General features: G+C 71.0%; 15 protein-coding genes and 2 rRNA genes (1 of these 17 only partly in view). 3 read left to right on the forward strand and 14 right to left on the reverse strand.

The annotated features are described in order from the left end of the window. Positions 1 to 142: 142 nt before the first annotated feature. From murJ to ACQPZZ_RS24670, 8 genes are all read right to left on the reverse strand, one after another. On the reverse strand, positions 143 to 1,813 hold the full coding sequence (gene murJ / locus ACQPZZ_RS24635) for a murein biosynthesis integral membrane protein MurJ (RefSeq protein ID WP_432922524.1): 1,671 nt from the start codon (positions 1,811 to 1,813) through the stop codon (positions 143 to 145). Positions 1,814 to 1,881: 68 nt separating this feature from the next. After that, entirely contained in the window at positions 1,882 to 2,847 is a 966-nt protein-coding gene (locus ACQPZZ_RS24640) for a hypothetical protein (protein ID WP_432922527.1), read from the reverse strand. Between the two features lie 40 nt (positions 2,848 to 2,887). After that, positions 2,888 to 3,865: a copper transporter gene (locus ACQPZZ_RS24645; RefSeq protein WP_363641007.1), complete on the reverse strand. Its 978-nt coding sequence runs from the start codon at positions 3,863 to 3,865 to the stop codon at positions 2,888 to 2,890. Beyond that, positions 3,862 to 5,058, reverse strand: a complete 1,197-nt coding sequence (steA, locus tag ACQPZZ_RS24650) for a putative cytokinetic ring protein SteA (protein ID WP_432922530.1) — start codon at positions 5,056 to 5,058, stop codon at positions 3,862 to 3,864. Before steA ends, ACQPZZ_RS24645 begins: the two co-directional genes overlap by 4 nt. Before the next feature lie 260 nt (positions 5,059 to 5,318). Further along, positions 5,319 to 7,088 carry a DNA repair protein RecN gene (gene recN, locus ACQPZZ_RS24655; protein ID WP_432922533.1) on the reverse strand — a complete coding sequence of 590 codons (1,770 nt, stop codon included), beginning with the start codon at positions 7,086 to 7,088 and terminating at the stop codon, positions 5,319 to 5,321. 182 nt (positions 7,089 to 7,270) lie between these two features. After that, positions 7,271 to 8,209 (reverse strand): NAD kinase, encoded by a 939-nt coding sequence (locus ACQPZZ_RS24660; RefSeq protein WP_432922536.1) that lies wholly within the window; start codon positions 8,207 to 8,209, stop codon positions 7,271 to 7,273. A gap of 34 nt (positions 8,210 to 8,243) precedes the next feature. After that, on the reverse strand, positions 8,244 to 9,053 hold the full coding sequence (locus ACQPZZ_RS24665) for a TlyA family RNA methyltransferase (RefSeq protein ID WP_432922539.1): 810 nt from the start codon (positions 9,051 to 9,053) through the stop codon (positions 8,244 to 8,246). Between the two features lie 85 nt (positions 9,054 to 9,138). Continuing rightward, entirely contained in the window at positions 9,139 to 9,360 is a 222-nt protein-coding gene (locus tag ACQPZZ_RS24670; RefSeq protein WP_363640997.1) for a hypothetical protein, read from the reverse strand. Between the two features lie 459 nt (positions 9,361 to 9,819). Here ACQPZZ_RS24670 and ACQPZZ_RS24675 point away from each other — a divergent pair, with 459 nt between their 5' ends. Then, positions 9,820 to 10,167 (forward strand): SCP2 sterol-binding domain-containing protein, encoded by a 348-nt coding sequence (locus tag ACQPZZ_RS24675; RefSeq protein ID WP_363640995.1) that lies wholly within the window; start codon positions 9,820 to 9,822, stop codon positions 10,165 to 10,167. Between the two features lie 165 nt (positions 10,168 to 10,332). Here the strand turns inward: ACQPZZ_RS24675 and ACQPZZ_RS24680 are convergent, their stop codons facing one another. Next, positions 10,333 to 11,337, reverse strand: coding sequence for an HAD-IIA family hydrolase (locus ACQPZZ_RS24680; RefSeq protein ID WP_432922542.1), 1,005 nt, complete (start codon positions 11,335 to 11,337; stop codon positions 10,333 to 10,335). Positions 11,338 to 11,357: 20 nt separating this feature from the next. Then, positions 11,358 to 11,789, reverse strand: a complete 432-nt coding sequence (locus tag ACQPZZ_RS24685) for a tetratricopeptide repeat protein (protein ID WP_363640991.1) — start codon at positions 11,787 to 11,789, stop codon at positions 11,358 to 11,360. An 87-nt stretch (positions 11,790 to 11,876) separates the two neighbouring features. On the opposite strand from ACQPZZ_RS24685, the gene ACQPZZ_RS24690 reads away from it, so the two are divergent. Next, entirely contained in the window at positions 11,877 to 13,103 is a 1,227-nt protein-coding gene (locus ACQPZZ_RS24690; RefSeq protein ID WP_432922545.1) for a DUF1015 family protein, read from the forward strand. On the opposite strand, the gene ACQPZZ_RS24695 is transcribed toward ACQPZZ_RS24690, so the two are convergent. Then, entirely contained in the window at positions 13,078 to 13,728 is a 651-nt protein-coding gene (locus ACQPZZ_RS24695) for a single-stranded DNA-binding protein (protein WP_432922548.1), read from the reverse strand. The two genes, ACQPZZ_RS24690 and ACQPZZ_RS24695, sit on opposite strands and share 26 nt — an antisense overlap. Before the next feature lie 105 nt (positions 13,729 to 13,833). Here ACQPZZ_RS24695 and ACQPZZ_RS24700 point away from each other — a divergent pair, with 105 nt between their 5' ends. Then, positions 13,834 to 14,760 (forward strand): MBL fold metallo-hydrolase, encoded by a 927-nt coding sequence (locus ACQPZZ_RS24700; RefSeq protein WP_432922551.1) that lies wholly within the window; start codon positions 13,834 to 13,836, stop codon positions 14,758 to 14,760. 95 nt (positions 14,761 to 14,855) lie between these two features. On the opposite strand, the gene ACQPZZ_RS24705 is transcribed toward ACQPZZ_RS24700, so the two are convergent. The 3 genes from ACQPZZ_RS24705 to ACQPZZ_RS24715 form a co-directional block, all read right to left on the reverse strand. Beyond that, complete coding sequence (locus tag ACQPZZ_RS24705) at positions 14,856 to 17,447, reverse strand: hypothetical protein (protein WP_432922554.1); 2,592 nt, start codon at positions 17,445 to 17,447, stop codon at positions 14,856 to 14,858. A 353-nt stretch (positions 17,448 to 17,800) separates the two neighbouring features. Further along, positions 17,801 to 17,917, reverse strand: a 5S ribosomal RNA gene (rrf, locus tag ACQPZZ_RS24710). 76 nt (positions 17,918 to 17,993) lie between these two features. Beyond that, positions 17,994 to 19,629 (reverse strand): 23S ribosomal RNA (locus tag ACQPZZ_RS24715); it runs 1,470 nt beyond the window's last position.

Here is a 19,629-nt window from a genome sequence, read left to right on the forward strand (position 1 = left end):
CGGCATTCGCCAGACACTGTGCTTACTGATTCGCTCGCTACGCTCGCTCATGCCACCTCCTCGCCTCCGGCTCGCAGTTCGGTCGTGCCGGAGGCGCGCGCTTCAGCACCTCGCCAGACACCGTGCCTATCGACTCGCTCGCTCATACCGTCTCCTCGGCCGGCGGGTCCGCCGGGCTCGCGCCCCTCCCGCGTCTCACTCCGGACAGGGCGGCGGCCAGATCCGCCCGGTCCACGAGAGCGGCGACGAGGACTCCCACGGCCACGGCGGTCAGACCGGCCAGAGCGGCCGTCAGGAGGCCGCCCCACGGGCCCTCGCCCGCCAGGGGAAGCCGGGCGGCCGCCGCGCCCGCGAGGAAGCCCGCGCCCCCGCCCAGCAGGGCGGCCAGACCGGCCCGCGCAACGCCATGGGCGGCCCGCGCCCCTCGCGCCCGCACGACCGAGGCCAGCAGCAGCCCGGCCCCCAGCGTCATGCCGGCCGCCTGCCCGAGTGCGAGCCCGCCGAGGCCCCAGCCCTCCGGCAGCACGAGGACGAACGCCACCTGGGCCACGGCCACGACCAGCCACCCGGCGATCTGTCCCCGGGCCGCCGCCCTGCCCTGTCCCGCGGCGTACAGCACCCGGCTGAGGTGGGCCACCAGGCCATACCCGATGAGCCCGGGCGCGAACAGCGCGATCCCCCGGGCGAACTCCGCCGCCGCGATCTCGGTGTCGGCCTGGGCGAGGAAAACGTGCGCGACCGGGCCCGCCACCGCGGCCAGCGCGCCGGCCGCCAGACCGCAGACCAGCACGACCGCGCGCGTCGTGCGCGCCGCCAGCGCCGCGAAGCCCTCACCTTCGGCCCCGCCCTCGCCCTCGGCCCGCGCCCGCGCGGCGAGCGCGGGGAACGCGCTGGTCGCGATGGGCACCGCGAGCACGGCGTACGGCACCTGGTAGATCGCCCAGGCGTAGTTGTAGGCGGGCAGCGCGCCCCCGCCGACGCGGTTGGCGATGGGGATCAGAATCGCCGCGGCGGCCTGCTGGGCGACCAGCGCGCTCAGCCCGGCCAGGGCGAGCCGCCGCACCTCTACGGCGACACCCTCGGGAAAGCGGAGTGTGGGCCGCCATCGCAGGCCGAGCCGCCATGTGGGCCCGACCACGGTGACGACCAGGGCCAGCACGCCGAGCGTCGTTCCCGCCGACAGCGCGATCTCGGCCGGTGCGGGCACCGTGGCGGGGTCCTTGTGTCCGCCGCTGAGCGGCCCGAAGGCCAGGTAGGCGATGATGACCACCACGCTCGACACCAGCGGCGCCAGCGCCGGCCCCGAGAACCGGCGATGGGCCTGCAGCACGCCGTAGAGCACCACGGCCATGCCGTACAACGGGATCTGCGGCGCGAACACGACCAGCATGCGCGCCGCCACGCCGGCGACCTGGCCGACGTCGCAGTCCCCGACCCCGAAGACGACGAGCAGCCGCGCCAGCGGCCCCGCGACCAGCGCGGTCAGCGCGGCGAGCGGCACCAGCAGCACGACCACCCAGGTCAGCAGCGCGGAGGCGATCCTGTCGACCTCCGCACGCGCCCCGCCGTCCGCTCGGGCGGCGGCGCCGGCGAGCACCGGGACGACCATCCCGGCGAGCGCGCCGCCCACCACGACCTCGAAGACGATGTTCGGCACGTTGTTGGCCGTGTAGTAGGCGGTGGCCAGGCAGTTCGTGCCGACCGTGCGCGCGAACGCCAGTTGCTTCGCGAAACCGGTCACCCGCGCCAGAACCGTGATGACCCCGATCAGGACCGCCGCCCCGGCGATCCCCGCCCCGAGCCGTCTAACCATGCCGCTTACCCATGCCGCTTACCCATGCCGGTGCCGTACGCCTCCGCGGACGGCCCTGGTCGTCCAGGTCACCCGCGCGACCCCGACGTGCCGGGGGTGGCCTGCGGAGCGCGGCGGCCGAGCATGTCCAGCCGGTTGAGCACCGGGTTGCCGGCGATGACCTTGGTGAAGCTGACCTTCTCCGAGGCGGCGGTGAGAGCGGCGACGGCACCGAGGGCGGCGATCCTGCCGGGCCTGCCCAGCCGGGCCGTGGCCGCCAGGCCGAGCAGCGCGCCGAGCGCGTTCGCCCCGGCGTCGCCGAGCATCGCCCGCTCGCCCAGGTCCTCGGGCAGCAGCGCCGCCGCCGCGCCCAGCGGAACGGCGGTCAACGCGGCGGCCCGGCGGGAGCGCGGGCCGTACGGCGCGGCGATCGAGGCGACCAGCAGGGGAACCCCGGCGAGCAGCCCCACCTTGATCGCGCGGCCGGGCCGCAGGTCGAACAGGTTGGCGAGATTGGCGCTGCCGGCGATCAACGCGCCGCCGACGAGCGTGTCGAGGGACCGCGTCACCGCGCTGCCGCCCCGGCCGTCGCCGGGGGCGAGCGCCGCCGCGGCGAGCCCGGTGGCGCCGATGCCGAGGATCTTGACCGCTCCGCTGGTCACCTCACCGCGCGCGAGCGCGGCCAGGTGGCCCTTGAACCCCTTGGAGGAGGTCGTGCCGAACAGGTCGTCGTACGCGCCGAGGACGCCGCTGCCCGCGCCGGCGAGCACGGCGGCCGCGCGGGCGCGCATGGGGAGGCCGGGGGCCAGGGCGGAGGCGGCGACGGCTCCGGCCGCGAACGCCGGGCCCTCCAGCAGGGTGACCGGCTCGCCCCGGTGGTTGACCCGGGTCCAGTACTCGTCGGCGGTCTTCTCGTCGCCGATCGGCGGGCGGCGCCGGAACGCGGCGAAGGCGGCGCGTGCGGCGGCGGCGCCGAGTGCGGCGCCGACGGCGGCACCGGCAGCGACACTGAGCGCCGCGGCGGCGCGGGTGCCGGCCTGGGGACGTCTGGCCACGGCTGTTGCCCTTCCTACGTTGGTGGTGCCGGCCGGTGGCTCAGCCCCGGCTCGCCACCGGGGTGGGGGTCTGGCTGGGCATGGTCAGCGTGGGCTCGAACGCCGTCGCGCCGCTGCCGATGCCGTACGCACCCGAACGGCCGGCCAGTTGCTCCCGCAGAGCGTAGACCACCACGACACGGCCCGCGGCGAAATCGACGGTGTCGACCGTCGAGACCGCCGACGCCACTCCGCCGGTGTCGTGCAGCGCCCCGATGACCCCCCCGTTCGCGGAGGCGGTGACGGTGCCGGCCAGGACGGTGCCGAGGGCGCCGCTGTCGAGACCGGCCGCCACCGAGACGATCGCGTCCGTCTGCCGGGCGGCGTCCTCTCCCTCGTACGGCTGGGCCGGCGCGAGCACGATGGCCATCGTCGCGCGCTGCTCGGGGTCGTCGTTCAGGGTCAGGAAGTCGCCCTCCTGGAACGCCTCCAGCACGCCGGCGGCCGCGGGGTTGACCCGGCCCGCCTGCGCACGGTCGTTGGTCACGATCGCGCCGGCGAGCATCGCCGCGGCCTTGTCGTACGGCGTGGCCCCGTCGGGGAACGTGGTGCCGGCCGCGGCGAGGTTGGTGGCCAGCCCGTCCACCACGCTCGCCTGCTCGGCGTCGGTGAACTTCTCGGTCAGGCTGACCCTGCCGCTGTAGGTGGCGCCCGCGCTCGTGACGAGCTTCTCGATCGGGTCGCGCAGCGCGGCCGGCGCGCCGGGAGCCTCGACGAGCACGACGCGCTCCCCCGCGAGCTGGCCGCGCACGAGCTCGGGCAGGTGGGTCGTGACCAGCGAGTTGCCGCCCTCCTCGCGCGTCCGCAGCTCCGAGAGCTGCGTCAGGTACTTCTCGTTGGCCTGTCGCAGAGAGGCGGTCGTCTCCTCGGCCGACTTCATGAGCGTGGGCTCGAGCACGGTGCTGCCCAGCACGATGCCGACCGTGAGCGCGAGGAAGATCGCCACGATCGAGACGAGGTGATAACGGAAATCGATCACGAGAAGAGTCCGACCAGCCAGAAGATGAAGCCGTTCCAGGCCACGCGCAGGCCGTTCAGCCACACCTGGCCGATCGGCGATACCGAAAGCACCACACCGATCGTGATCATTGTGGTGGCTACGAGCAACAGGAGGGACGACGTGGAGATCCGGCTGCGGTAGAGCCGGCTCACCCCCTTGGCGTCCACGAGCTTGCTTCCCACCCGCAGGCGGGTGAGGAATGTGCTCGCCGCGCCCGACCTGCCCTTGTCCAGGAACTCGTCGAGCGTCCAGTGGGTGCCGACCGCGACGATCAGCGTGGCGCCCTTGTCGTCGGCCAGGAGCATCGCGATGTCCTCGCTCGTCCCGGTCGCGGGGAACACGACCGCCTCCTGTCCGAGATTGCGCACCCGCTCGAGTCCCGGCGCCCGGCCGTCGCGATAGGCGTGGACGACCAGCTCGGCGCCGCAGCACAGGGCCTTCTCCGAGACGGAGTCGAAGTCGCCCACGATGATGTCGGGCACATATCCGGCCTCGAGCAGCGCGTCCGCCCCGCCGTCCACGCCGATCAGCACCGGGCGGTACTCCCGGATGTACGGCCGCAGCGTGGCGATGTCCTCCTTGTAGTGGTAACCCCGCACCACGATCAGGGCGTGGCGGTTCTCCAGGGAGGTTCGGATGTCGGGCACGCCGACTCCGTCGATCAGCAGGTCGCGCTCGCGCCGGACGTACTCCATCGTGTTGGCCGCGAAGGCCTCGATCTGGACGGCCAGGCCCGCACGGGCCTCGGTCATCGCCGCCTCGACGCTCTCGGCCGTCTGCGGCTGCCCCTTGCCGACCAGTTCCTCGCCGAGGTGGACCATGCCCTCGTGGACACGGATCACCTCACCGTCGGCGATCCGCTCGAACAGTTCCGGCGACGCGTTGTCGATCAGGGGAATGCCCGCGTCGATCAGGATCTGGGGCCCGAGGTTGGGGTAACGGCCGCTGATGCTCGCGGCGACGTTGATCACGGCCGCCACACCGCACGCGACGAGAGCCTCCCCGCTGACCCGGTCGATGTCGACGTGATCGATAATCGCTATTTCCCCAGGCTTGAGGCGCTTGGTCAGCCTCTTGGTCCGCCTGTCGATTCTCGCCACTGCCGTCACCCCGGGAAGGCCCTCGACCTTCCTGCGGCGGAGGCCCGGAACATTCAAGCTCGGGACCTTCATCATGACCATCCTGCCAGAGGCGGCGACCGCCACGCTTCCACACCCCACGGCTCGTCTGTTTTGCCATACAAGTCAGGGATGTTGCCGAGGTGCGCCGACCGGGGGCAGCCGGGCCAACGCACACCTTCCGCGACGCCGTCCGCCCCCCGTTTCCTCAGCCCCTTCGTTCCGGGGTTTGACTGCTTCCCCGCGCGCCTTGATCCAAACGTCACCCCCGCGCGCCTCGCCGAGTGTACGCGCAGGCAGGACCGGCGTGGTCCTCAGCCTGCGGCGCGGCGGGCGGGGCGCTTGGCCGCTCCCGAGGACGCCTTCCCCCAGGCGGTCTTGTCGGCGGCGGCGATGGAGAGCAGTTCGGCCGCGTGCGCACGGCCGAGTTCGGAGTCCTCCAGGCCGGCGAGCATGCGCGACAGCTCCCGCTCGCGGCCCTCCCGGTCGAGTGTCACGACGCCGCTGCGGACCACCCTGCCGTCGCTCGCCTTCTCGACCACGAGGTGCTGGTCGGCGAAGGCCGCCACCTGCGGCAGGTGAGTCACCACGATGACCTGCGCCGTCCTGGCGAGCTTGGCCAGCCGCCTGCCGATCTCCACGGCCGCCTTGCCGCCCACGCCCGCGTCGACCTCGTCGAACACGAACGTCGGAACGGGGTCGGCGCCGGCGAAGACCACCTCGATGGCGAGCATCACCCGGCTCAGCTCACCGCCCGAGGCGCCCTTGGTCAGCGGCAGCGGCGGAGCACCGGGATGGGAGGCCAGCCGGAGCTCGACCTCGTCCACGCCGTGCGGGCCGAAGCCGTCGGTGGCGGTGATCGCCACACTCACCCGGGCGTGCGGCATGGCGAGCGCGGTCAGCTCCTCGGTCACCGCCCGGCCGAACCGCCCGGCCGCGGCGGTGCGGACGGCCGTCAGCTCAGCGGCCAACTCGCCGAGCCGCTCGGTGAGCTCGCCGTGCTCCCGCGTCAGCTCCTCGATGCGCTCATCGTCGCCTTCGAGCTCCGTCAGCCGCTCGGCGGCCCGCTGCGCCCAGGCGAGCACCGCCGTGACGTCCTCGCCGTACTTGCGCATGAGTCCGTTCAGCGCCGCCCTGCGCTCCTGCACCGCGGCGAGCCGCGCCGGGTCGGCCTCGACCGACTCGGCGTACGCGGCCAGCTCGGTCGCCACGTCGGAGACCAGGTAACCGGCTTCCGCCAGGCGGTCGGCGAGCCCGGCGAGCGCGGGATCGAAGTCGCGGACGGACTCCACGGACGCCTTCGCGTGACCGAGCAGCGACACGGCGTCCTGCACGTCCTGCGCGCTCGACATCGGATCGCCGAGCAGCGCGGCGTGCGCGGTCGTGGCGGCGGTGCGCAACGCGTCGGCGTGGGAGAGCCGCTCGGCCTCCTCCTTCAGCTCGGCGTCCTCCCCGGGTCTGGGCTCGACCTTCTCGATCTCCTCCAGGCCGAACCGCAGCACGTCGGCCTCCTGCGCCCGCTCCCTGGCCTTGACGGTCAGCTCGTGGAGCAGCTCCCCCACCTGCCTGTGCCGCTTGTATGCCTGTTCGTAGGCCCGCAGGGGCTTCACCAGCTCGTCGCCGGCGTAACGGTCGAGCGCCGCGCGCTGCCTGCCGGGCTGCAGCAGCCGCTGCTGGTCCATCTGCCCGTGCACGGCCACGAGGTCGTCGGCGATGTACGTCAACGTGCCCACCGGCACGGCACGGCCGCCCAGCCAGGCGCGGGAGCGGCCCTCCGCGGAGACCGACCGGGAGATGATGAGCTGCCCGTCTTCGACCTCGCCGCCGACGTCGGCGACCTGCTGGGCCACGCGGCCCCCCGGCTCGATCACGAGCGTGCCCTCGATCGTCGCCTTGTCGGCGCCCGGCCGGACCCTGGCCGGGTCGGCACGTCCCCCGAACAGCAGGCCGAGACCGGTGACGACCATCGTCTTGCCGGCCCCCGTCTCACCCGTGACGACGGTGAATCCCGGCGACAGCTCCAGTACGGCCTCGTCGATCACGCCGAGCCCCTGGATGCGGACCTCCTCGACCCGTGGCCGCACTGGTCCCTCCCGTTTTGCCGACCGAACTCGCCAGAGATCCTACGCGTAACTCGTCAAGATTTTCGAGGACAGCGTGTCCGGACCACGACCCGAACGAGAATCTGTGGACACGAAAGCCCTGCTCACCCGGCATATCACCATCAACCGCCGCAACCTGCTGTGGACGGCGGCGCCGCCCGCGGTCACCCGGAGCGTACGCGACCCCGCCAGCCCTGCACGGGCAGTCCGAACTTCGCGACCAGGCGATCGGTGAAGGGCGCCCCTGTCGTCTCCACGCCGAGCAGCCGGGCCAGCCGTACCGGCACCTCGCCCCTGCGCACCTCCACGCGGGCGCCGGGCGGGATGTCGAAGCGGCGGCGTCCGTCGCACCACAGCACACCGGCGCTGGTGTCGGGCAGGATCTCCAGCGCCAGCGTGGACTTCGGCGACACCACCATCGGCCGGGCGAACAGGGCGTGGGCGCTGTTGGGCACCAGGAGCAGCGCCTCCACCTCGGGCCAGACGACCGGACCTCCGGCCGAGAACGCGTACGCCGTCGATCCGGTGGGGGTCGCGCAGATCACGCCGTCGCACCCCCAGCGCGACAGCGGGCGGCCGTCGATCTCCGCGACGACCTCCAGCATGCGGTCCTTCTTCTCGACCGACGCCTCGTTGAGCGCCCAGGTCCGCGCGAGAACCGAACCGTTGAGACGCACGGCGACCTCGAGCGTCATGCGTTCCTCGACCTCGTAGCGGCCCTCGGCCACCAGGTCCACCACAAACGCCAGGTCCTCCACCTCCGCCTCGGCGAGGAAGCCCACATGCCCCAGATTGACGCCGAGCAGCGGCACCGCGGCCGGGCGGGCCAGCTCGGCCGCGCGCAGCAGCGTGCCGTCGCCGCCCAGGACGATGATGAGCTCGGCCTCCTCCAGCGCCGCCCCGTTCTCCGGGACCACCTCGACATGGGCGCAGCCGAGCTCCTCGGCCTCCTCGTCGAGCACCCGGACGTTGATGCCCGCCTCGATCAGCCGTTCCATGACCAGGCGGGCGCTGCGCACGGCCGCTTCCCGGCCCGTGTGCGCCGTCACCAGGACGGTTCTCTTGGCGTCCGCCCGGTCTCCCGTCGCGCCACCCGTGCTCATCGCGCTCATCGTCTCCACGCCTCGCCGCCCGCGCTCACCGGGGTCCCTCCGCGACCGCCGTGTCGACGGCCGCGTCCACGTCGGGCACGGGGTCGTGTCCCGGCCCCTTCCCGAGCCACAGAACGTATTCCACGTTCCCCGACGGCCCCGGCAACGGGCTCGCCGTCACGCCCTTCACCGTCAGGCCCAGCGAGCCCGCCGCCGCCGCGACGTCCCGCACCGCCTGCGCCCGCAGAGCCGGGTCGCGTACTACGCCTCCCGCGCCCACGCGCTCCTTGCCGACCTCGAACTGCGGCTTGACCAGCATCGCGAACTCCGCGACCCCGGCCGCGCAGCGCACCAGTGCCGGGAGGACGAGCCGGAGGGAGATGAAGGACAGGTCCCCGACGATCAGCGTCGGCGGTTCGCCCACCATCTCCGGGGTCATGTCGCGGACGTTGACCCGCTCCATCACCGTGACCCGCTCGTCCGTGCGCAGCGACCAGGCGAGCTGGCCGTACCCCACGTCGACCGCGAGCACGTGGGCGGCGCCGTGCCTGAGCAGCACGTCGGTGAAGCCGCCGGTCGAGGCGCCCGCGTCGAGGCACCGGCGTCCCTCGACGCGGAGCCCCTCGAACGCGCGCAACGCCCCCAGCAGCTTGTGGGCGCCCCTGGACACGTAGTCGGGGCCCTCCGCCGTCTCCGCGACCACGATGGGGGCGGCCGTGTCCACCTGCGTGGCCGCCTTGCCCGCCACGCGGCCTCCGACGCTGACCCGGCCCGCCTCGATGAGCTGGGCCGCCTGCTCCCTGGACCGGGCGAGCCCGCGGCGTACGAGCTCGCTGTCCAGCCGGACGCGCTTCACCGGGCCCGCCCCGCCACGACGTCCGGCGGCGTCCGGACCGGCGTGCCCGGCCGGCTCGTGGCGTCCGCGGCCACTCCGGTGAGGCTCACTGATCGCTCTCCCGGCCGCCGGGGGCTTCGGGCCGCCGCCCGCCGGCATCCTCCACGGACGCGAGAACCGCTTCGAGGCCGGCGAGGACCTGCTCGAAAACGCCCACGTGCTCGGACACCGGCGTGTGAGCCAGCCGTCCGAGAGACGACAACGCGGCCTGCACGCCATCGGCGCCCTGGGCGAGATGATCCCCGGTCGCGATACCGCTGTCCGTCATGGTCCCTTCCTGCTCCGATCATCCGCCCCGCCGCGCCGGCCTCTGCCGCTGCCTCGCGCTCGGGTGCGCAGGCCTCGGGTGGAGGCCCGGACGGCACGGGGCCACACGGCGGCGGTTTCACCCGCACCGGCCGCTGCGGCGCCGGTCGCCTCGACGCTATCGGACCCCACCGACGATCGTGCGCCATCCGGGCCGTCCGGAGGTGGCCCCCGCCGGGCATTCCGTCGGGTGATCTCGCCTTTGGTGGACGCGAGGGCGCCGCGCAGTCCCTTTGATTGCGAAATCTACCGCTTACGGACCAGCGGACTCGTGCCGTTGCCGTTCCATGACTCAACACGGATTGCGCGCAGGCCCCCCGTGGAAAGCTACTGTCGGTAGGTAGAGGGCAATCACATCGTCGATCGGTGATCCGTGCGCGGTTCACGAGGAGACACGGTCCGCGAGGAGAGAGGCAGGCACATGGCGACCGTCGAGGAATGCCGGGCGGCGCTGGACAAACTCGTCGAGCACTTCGACGAGATAAGCGAGGAGGACCGTGCCAAGCACGTGGTCGAACGCCGGCTGGCCTGCCGGATCTCCGACCTCGGCCTGACCTTCTACGGCCGCATCCATCGGGGCGGGCTCGACCCCTTCAAGGAGGTGCCCCCGGAGGACGGCCGGCCGGCCGAGGTCAAGCTGACGCTCAAGAGCGAGGACCTGATCTCGATGGTGAACGGCGAGCTCGACATGGGCCGCGCCCTGCTGGGCGGCCGAGTCAAGATCGACGCGAGCCTGGGTGATTTGCTGCGTCTTCGGAAGCTCCTCTGACCGCTGCCGCCCAGGCGCGGGTCCTCCCGGTCACTCCGCGCCCGGGCTCCCACGGGTCCTTCCGGCCGCTCCCGCTCAGACCCGGCGGGTCCTCCCGGCCGCTCCCGCTCTGACCCCCTCGAGCGGGAGCGCGGAGTGGACGGCGGCCGCCGGCCCTCACGCCGGTCAGCGGCTGAGCACCGCCACGGCGGCCTTCACCGCGTCCTCGTCCGCTCGGCCGTCCCCCGCCGCCTCCCAGGTGGCGGCGCATGCCGCACGAAGCCCCTCGACGTGGTCGCCATCCCCGCTGAGCACGAGCGTCCCGTCCTGCCATCCGGCCGTCCAGCCGCCGCAGGTCCAGCCACCCTGGCCACGCCGTACAGGGACCACGGACGCGTGCAGACCGGACAGGTCGGCGGCGATGTGGGTGGGACGGTGGTGGGGCGCGGCGGTGAGCACGTCGAGAGGACCGGCGACGCCGGTCAGCACGAGCAGGCTGTCGACACCGGCCCGCGTCGCGCCCTCGATGTCGGTGTCGAGCCGGTCGCCGACGATCAGCGGCCGCTCCGCGTGCGTACGAATCATCGACTCGCGGTGCAGCGGCGGCTCCGGCTTGCCCGCGACCACGGGCTCGACGCCGGTCGCGGTGGCGATCACGCGGCTCATCGACCCGTTCCCCGGCTGCTCGCCCCGGCCCGTCGGCATCGTCGTGTCGCCGTTGGCCGCGACGAACCACGCTCCCTGACGCACGGCGAGCGCCCCCTCGGACAGCAGCCCGTAGGACAGGTTGTCGGCAATGCCCTGCACCACGGCGGCGGGAGCGTCCAAGGCCGTCGTGACAGGGCGCAGGCCGTGCTCGCGCAGGGCCATGCGCAGGCCCATGCCGCCCACCACCAGGACGGCCGAGCCCGGCGGCACGTGCTCGGCGACCAGCCGGGCCGCCGCCTGGGCGGACGTCACGACGTCCTCCGGGGCGGCGGGGATGCCCAGATGACCGAGGTGCTGCGCGATCGCCCCCGGCGTGCGCGACGCGTTGTTCGTGACGAACGCGAGACGCACGCCCAGGTCCCGGGCCTTCACCAGTGCCTCGGCGGCGCCGGGGACCGCGCGTCTGCCCAGATAGACGACGCCGTCGAGGTCGAGCAGCAACGTGTCGTAGGCGTTCACGAGCACGCCGGTGGTCTTTGGCATGCCGAAAGTATGGCCTACGATCACGCCTGCCTCGCCCGCAGCGTGGCCCGGACCTGCTTCAGCGCGGACACGTAGTGCCGGAGGTCGGGGCGCATCGCGACCGCCACCGCGAGGGGCTCCTGCGCCGCCTCGATGTCTCCGCTGCGCCACAACGACAGGCCGAGACCGAAGTAGGCGTAGTCCTCGGCGGGGTTGGCGTCGACGATCCAGCGGAAGCTGCCCGCGGCTTCGTCGTACCGCTTGGCGTTGAACTGGGCCCGGGCGAGGCCCTCGCGGATGCTGCGCGAGTCGGGCTCGGCCCGCGCGGCGTGCTCCAGGATGGCCGCCGCCGCGGCCGGGCTGCCCTCTTCGAGAAGTTTCATGCCGCGCTTGAACCACTCGTAGACGCCGCCGGAAGGCGTACCGCCCGGATCATTGGAAGAAGCAGAGGCCTCGTTTCGTCCTTCGATCATGGGGTAAGCCCTCCTGCACTCCGATTTCACAAGCAACCGGGCACCGCAGCGTCGGGGAGTCCGGGCACTTATGGCAACATGCCCGGTATGGAGAGTTCTGAACGGGCGGGACTGGTGCTACGTCCGTTCCACGGCGTCCGTTACGCGGTGGACGATCTGGCCGCTGTCACCTCCCCGCCGTACGATCTCATCTCCCCTGACGAACTGCGGGAACTGCTCAGTCGTCATCCGAACAACGTGGTGCGCCTGATCCTTCCCGGGGTGAGCCACTACGGTGAGGCGAGCGCCGCGCTGAGCGAGTGGCTCGCCGCCGGAGTGCTGACGGTCGACTCCCTGCCCGGCCTGTACGTGTACGAGCAGAGCGGGGTCGGTTTCCTGCAGCGGGGCCTGATCGGAGGCGTGGGGGTCGGGTCGACCTCGATCCTTCCGCATGAGAACGTGCTGCCGGAGCCCGTCGCCGACCGGCTCGCCCTGATGCGGGCCACGCAGGCCAACTTCGAGCCGATCTTCCTGTTGTACGAGGGCGGCGGCACCGCCTCCCGGCTCGTCGACGACGTGGCGACCCAGCGCTTTCCACTTATGGACGTCCGGACCCGTGAGGGCGTCCACCATCGGCTCTGGGCGGTGACCGATCCCCACGAGATCGACGCGGTCGCGGAGGACCTGTGTGAGCGTCAGGCGCTGATCGCCGACGGTCACCATCGCTACGCCACGTATGAGGCGCTGCAGAAGGACCACATCGGGCCCGGCCCATGGGACTACGGCCTGGCGTATCTGGTCGACTCCACGGTCTATCCGCCCGATCTCAAGGCCATCCACCGCGTCATTCCGGGGCTGCCCCTGCAGGAGGCCGCCACCCGGGCCAAGGGCGCCTGGCAGGTGCACGAGTTCGCCTTGGTCGAGGACGCCCTCGCGGGGCTCGCCACCGCGACCGGCCCCGCCTTCGTGATCGCCGGCCAGGGGCCCGCCCATCTGCTGACGGATCCGGATCCGCTGCAGGTCGAGCACGCGATGTCGGCTGGACAGTCCCCGCGGTGGCGGATGCTCGACACCGCGATCCTCACCACGTTCCTCCTGCCCAAGGTGTGGGGGATCACCGACAGCGAGCAGTCGGTGATGGTCGTCCACCACGACCCTCTCGCCGCCGTCGAGAGGGCGCGCAGGCTCGGCGGGACGGCGGTGCTGCTGAATCCACTGTCGACGGAAGACGTCCTCACGGTCGCGGCGCAGGGCGAGCGGGTGCCGCGCAAGTCGACCTCGTTCGGGCCCAAGCCTCGGACGGGCCTGGTCATGCGAATCTTCGCCACTGACTGACCCGCTCGCCGAGATGCTCGGCCGGGACGGCGTCGTGCTGATCGCCGGACGACGCCGGGGGAGAGCCGACAGCCCCATCTCCGGAAGGGGTCGGCGGAAGGCCCGCGGGCCGTATGTCACCGATGGAGGACGTCGCGAGGCCGCCGGGTTCCGCGGCCTCGGACTCGTCAGCGGGCTGAGACATGCCAACGGTCTCAGCCACGGTGGTCTCAGCCCCGGACGCCGCCCCGGTGGTCTCACTGCTCTCGGTCTCATCGGTTCCGGCGGCCGCGGTGTCGTCATCGACGCCCGGTTGCCGCCTTTTCCGCCTCCTGCGGGGCGCGGCCGGTTCGATGCGCCGTGCCGTACGCACCTCGATCTCGTAGCGGCTGCCGCCGCGCCACCAGCGGCGACGCAGCGCGCCCTCCACCTCGACAAGATCATCGAGCTGCCAGCCGGTGAGCATGTCACGCACGCTGTTGTCGAACGTCGCGCACTCGATCGCGTCGGACCGCTGGTGGCCCGGGCGGCCTCCCGGCCTGCGGACCGCGAGACGCCACTGCGTCAGCGGAGCTCCGCTCGGCAGTTCCCGATGCACCGGTTCCATGGACAACCGCCCCACCAGAACCACCTCGTTGCGGTGCATGTGATCTCCTTTCCGCCTCGTGAGATCACTGTGCGTGACCGGGTTGGGGCGAGGAGGTTCTGAATGTCATTCTGTGAATATCGGTTCTAGTTTCAGGAGTGGCCTGTGGACAACGTGACCCCACTCGGCGGAGACGTCTACGAGATCGACACGCGCATGGCGGGTTATTCCGGGATCACCGCGGGCTACCTGATTCTCGGCGACCGCCCCTGCCTCGTCGAGACGGGCACCTCGACCTCGGCTCCCGTGGTGAGGGACGCCCTGTCATCCCTCGGGGTGGGACCGGACGACCTGGCGACCGTCGTGGTCACCCATATCCACCTGGATCACGCCGGCGGCGTGGGGGACATCGCCGGCTACTACCCGTCCGCGGAGATCGTCGTCCATGAGAAGGGCGCCCGGCATCTCGCCGATCCGTCCCGGCTCATGGCGAGCGCCAAGATGGTCTGGGGCGACAAGCTCGACGTACTGTTCGGCACTCTGGCGCCCACCGACGCGGCCCGCATCAGGGCTCTGGGCGACACCGGGACGATCGATCTGGGCAACGGCCGCACCCTGGCGAGTCACTACTCTCCCGGGCACGCCAAACACCACGTGGGGCTGCTCGACTCGCACACCGGTGACCTGTACGTGGGCGACGCGGCCGGTGTCTACCTGCCCGAGACCGGGGACCTGCGGCCCGCCACCCCACCGCCGGACTTCGACCTCGACGTCGCGCTCGGTTCGATAGCGCTGTTCACGGCTCTGCAGCCGCAGCGGCTGTTGTTCAGCCACTACGGACCGGTGGACGACGTGTCCCCGATCCTCGAACGGTCGGCCGAGGAGCTCCGAATCTGGGTGGACCTCACCAAACAGGCCAGGGCCGAGGGCCTCGACCTCGACCACGCGGTCGCGATGGTGCGCGAGCGGACGCGGGAGCGGTACGCCGCGCTGCGCGCCGGTGACGCCACCGCCGAGCAGTTCGAGCTGCTGAGCGGTGCGCCCTCGAACGTCGCGGGGATCATGCACTGGCTTGACCTCATCCCACGCTGACTTCCCCGAATTCCGGATTCCTGGGGCATCCCCGGAAGCGCGGCTTTCTGCAGAAAGGCAGACGGGCGCCCCCGGAGCGGCGCCCGCAGGGGACGTCAGGGCTGACGCCTCGCCCGATCCTCGGAGTTCCCCGGGTCGTCGAGCACGTCGCCGAAGTGCGGCTCGATGAAGGCGGGGCCATAGGACGGCCCGCTCTCCTTCGCCGGAGGCTGCTCCGCCTCATCGGTGCCACGCGTCCGCTCTCCGGCCGGCGCCGGCGGAACCGGCGGCGCGGAGGAGACGCCCGGTGCGGACGCCTCACCGCCCGGGGACGTCGCCAGGCCGGTGTCGTCACCCGAAGGGGCGCCGCCCACCGGATCGCCGGTCAGATCGTCCTCGTTCTCGTCCTCGTCTTCCTCGGGAAGGTCGTCGGAAAGGTCGTCGTTCCGGGCGCCGCCGGGAAGGCCCTCCTGGTCCTCCTCGTTCTCGACCGCCTCGCGGACGCCCTCGCCGCCGGGTTCCCGCTCGTCTTCCTCCTCGTCGCCGAGAAGGTCGTCCTGGAGGTCGTCCTGGAGGTCACCGTCCTCGGCCCCGGACTCGTCGTCGCTCTCCTCCAGGTCCTCGATGAGACCACCGGTCAGCTCGGCGTAGCGTTCGGCCGCGTCGGTCTCGCCGTCCTCGTCGAACGCCATGGCGCGGGCGAACCAATCGGTCGCCGCTTCCTCGTGGCCCGCCTCGGCCAGGGCGTCCGCGTATGCGAAGGCCAGACGTGCCGACCACGGCTTCGGCTGGGGGTCTCGCAGTTCGGGAACCCGTTGCAGAGTGATCACGGCCGCGTCGTGCTGGCCGAGGTCGCGGCGGGCCCCGGACTCCACGATGGCCAGCTCGATCCTGCCCGCGCGATCCAGCCGTTCGGCCTCGCGGGACCGGACGAGGTCGAGCGCCCGCTCGGGCCGCCCGAGCCCGCGCTCGCAGTCCGCCATGACCGGCAGATACTCGTCCGAGCCGGTGATGCGCCTGGCGGCACGAAGATCGCCCAGGGCCTCGGCGTACTGACCCGCATGGTAGGCCGCGATGCCGGTCGCCTCACGGACCACACCGATCCTGCCCGCGAACCGCCGGGCCACCTTGGCGTGCTCGTACGCCTTGTCCGGCTCCTCCGCGCTCAGCGCACGGGCGGCCGCCACGAGATGGCCGGCCACGAGGTCCGCCAGGTCGTTCGGCAACGAGCGAAGCTCCGCACGCGCCTCCCGGTTCAGTTCGTCCGGCGTGATGTCGGGATCCAGCGGAGGAATCTCCTCCCGCGTCCTCGGCTCGCCCGGCTTGCCGTAACGGGTGCGGCTGCCGCCCCGCTCGTCCCGGCTGAAGGGACGCGCCGCACCACGGTCGCCGCCGAACGGCCTGGACTCGTCACGGTCCCTGCCGAAGGAGCGGTCACCGCGGTCACTGCCGAACTGGCGCCGCGGGCGGTCGCCGGAGCCCGGCCCACGTCCACGGAACGTCCTGGCTCCCTCGCGGTCACCGCCGGAACGTCTGTCGTCACGGTCCCGGAAGGACCCAGCGGGCCTGTCCTCCGGCGTGCGGCGCGGCCTGTCGCGGAAGGAATCGCGGTCACGGTACCGGTCGCCACCGCCCGTGTCCTGCTGCCGGTCGGTGTAGGGGCGCCTCGGCCTGTCCTCGCCACTCCTGCCATCGCGGTCACCGAACGACCGTCGCGGCCGCTGCTCGCCTCCGGAAGCTCGATCGGTGCCCCGGTCGCCGCCTCGGTCGCCATAAGGGCGCCGGGGGCGGTCCTGGCGCTCGTAGCCACCGCCCCTGTTGTCGCGGCCGTAGCCGCGCTCCTGGTCCGGGCGGCGCGGCGGGCGACCGCCGTCACGGTCGTCGCGCTCGTACCGAGGCGTGAACGAGCGGCCTTCCCGGCTCTCCCGGCCCTCACGTCCGCCGCTGTCCCGGGAGCCGTAGCGTCCGCCGAAACCGCCGCCCTGGCGCTGCGGGCGATCCCCGTAGCCGCCGCCTTCCCGCCGGTCCGTGCGGCGCTCCCCGTACGGCTGACTGCCGCGGTCGTCGGAGCGGAACGACCGGCCGCCTCGTTCCTCCCGGTCCCTGGAGCCCTGTCCGCCCCGGAAGTCGTCGCGGTCCGCGTACGACCGGCGCGGCCGATCAGTCCGCGAGGCGTCCTTGTCCTGATAGGTGCGTTCCCGACGTCCCTCGAAGCCGCCGGCTCCGCGCGGCCGGTCACCGCCGCGCTCGAAGTTCCGCCCCCCATCGCGGTCGCGGTACCCGCCGCGGTCGTCGGTACGCCCGCCCGCGCGGTCTCCGGTACCGAACGGACGACGGCCGCGGTCATCCCGGTCACGGTAACCGCCACGCGTGTCGCGATCTCCGTAGGAGCGACTCGTCCTGTCGTCGCGATCACGCGAACCGAACCGTCCTCCGGACGGCCCGCCCTGGTCGCGGTAGCCTCGCCTGTCGGACTGGAACGGGCGCTCACCGCGCTCACCGCGCTCACCGCGCTCACCGCGCTCACCGCGCTCACCGCGCTCGCCGCGGTCGCTCCGGAAGCCTTCTCGCCGCTCTCCATAACGACCGCCGAAGCCGCCGCTTCCTCCGTTACCGCGGAATCCTCCGGCGCGCTCGGCCCGGTCTCTGCTCTCTTCGCGGTTGTCTCCGCCACGGCCCGCGCCGTCGCGCCCGTCTTCTCTGTTCACTTCTATCCTCTGTTGCTTGCTCACCGCGTCCGGTTCGCCGGCCGCAGGGCTTCGTCTTCCCAATGTCCTTGATTGCTGGGGATACGCCCCATACCCGATGAGTTCCAGGGAAGACATGTTGTTGTGCCACAGGGCCGCTGAGATCGCGCCCGCCGCGGCCTTCGCTTCTCGTCCGATGCGACGAAGGCCACCCGTGGTGGGGTGGCCCAGCACTGCCAGCCTAGCGCGCCGTTACCACCGCCCGGGCCTCGATGAGAGCTTTCGCCCCCCTCGACGCGAGTGCCACCTGACGGTGACACAACCCGTAAACGCGGAAAGGGCCATCCCAAACGGGATGGCCCTTCCACAAAATTGTCCGGCGGCGTCCTACTCTCCCACACCGTCCCCGGTGCAGTACCATCGGCGCTGACAGGCTTAACTTCCGGGTTCGGAATGTAACCGGGTGTTTCCCTGCCGCTATAACCGCCGTAACCCCATGAAACACACAACCAACTCAACTACAAGCGGTTGCTGTCTCTGAGATCACATAGTGAACGCGAGCATAATATGGTCAAGTCCTCGGCCTATTAGTACCGGTCAGCTCCACACATTACTGCGCTTCCACTTCCGGCCTATCAACCCCATCATCTCTAGGGGGCCTTACCCACTCTCGTGGTGGGAGACCTCATCTTGAGGCGAGCTTCCCGCTTAGATGCTTTCAGCGGTTATCCCTACCGAACGTAGCCAACCAGCCGTGCTCCTGGCGGAACAACTGGCACACCAGAGGTTCGTCCGTCCCGGTCCTCTCGTACTAGGGACAGCCCCTCGCAAGTCTCCTGCGCGCGCAGCGGATAGGGACCGAACTGTCTCGCGACGTTCTAAACCCAGCTCGCGTACCGCTTTAATGGGCGAACAGCCCAACCCTTGGGACCTACTCCAGCCCCAGGATGCGACGAGCCGACATCGAGGTGCCAAACCATCCCGTCGATATGGACTCTTGGGGAAGATCAGCCTGTTATCCCCGGGGTACCTTTTAGCCGTTGAGCGACACCGCTTCCACACGCCGATGCCGGATCACTAGTCCCAGCTTTCGCTCCTGCTCGACCCGTCAGTCTCACAGTCAAGCTCCCTTGTGCACTTACACTCGACACCTGATTGCCAACCAGGCTGAGGGAACCTTTGGGCGCCTCCGTTACCTTTTAGGAGGCAACCGCCCCAGTTAAACTACCCACCAGACACTGTCCCCCACCCGGATACACGGGCGCGGGTTAGACGTCCAAAACGACCAGAGTGGTATTTCACCAATGACTCCACCCTGACTAGCGTCAGAGCTTCCCAGTCTCCCACCTATCCTACACAAGACGCTCCAAACGCCAATGTCAAGCTGTAGTGAAGGTCCCGGGGTCTTTCCGTCCTGCTGCGCGAAACGAGCATCTTTACTCGTACTGCAATTTCACCGGGCCTGTGGTTGAGACAGCGGGGAAGTCGTTACGCCATTCGTGCAGGTCGGAACTTACCCGACAAGGAATTTCGCTACCTTAGGATGGTTATAGTTACCACCGCCGTTTACCGGCGCTTAAGTTCTCACCTTCGCACCCCGAAGAGTGCTAAGCGGTCCCCTTAACGTTCCGGCACCGGGCAGGCGTCAGTCCGTATACATCGTCTTACGACTTCGCACGGACCTGTGTTTTTAGTAAACAGTCGCTTCCCCCTGGCCACTGCGACCCCCACCAGCTCAAAGAGCAAGTCTCATCACCAGTAAAGGTCCCCCTTCTCCCGAAGTTACGGGGGCAATTTGCCGAGTTCCTTAACCACAGTTCACCCGACCGCCTTGGTATTCTCTACCTGACCACCTGAGTCGGTTTCGGGTACGGGCCGCCGCGACACTCACTAGAGGCTTTTCTCGGCAGCATAGGATCACCCACTTCGCCACAATCGGCTCGGCATCACACCTCAGGCTTAATGAGAGACGGATTTGCCTATCTCTCGCCCTACATGCTTACCCCGGGACAACCACCGCCCGGGCTGGGCTACCTTCCTGCGTCACCCCATCGCTTACCTACTACCAGATCAGGCCAGGCGTTCACCCTTACCCGCCACCCGAAGGCGGCAGAGAGTTAAGGACCCTTAGTATCACTGGATTCGATATGGGCGCATCACAGCGGGTACGGGAATATCAACCCGTTGTCCATCGACTACGCCT

Origin of the sequence: Microbispora sp. CA-135349, from assembly GCF_050947365.1 — a bacterium.
Taxonomy (GTDB): domain Bacteria; phylum Actinomycetota; class Actinomycetes; order Streptosporangiales; family Streptosporangiaceae; genus Microbispora.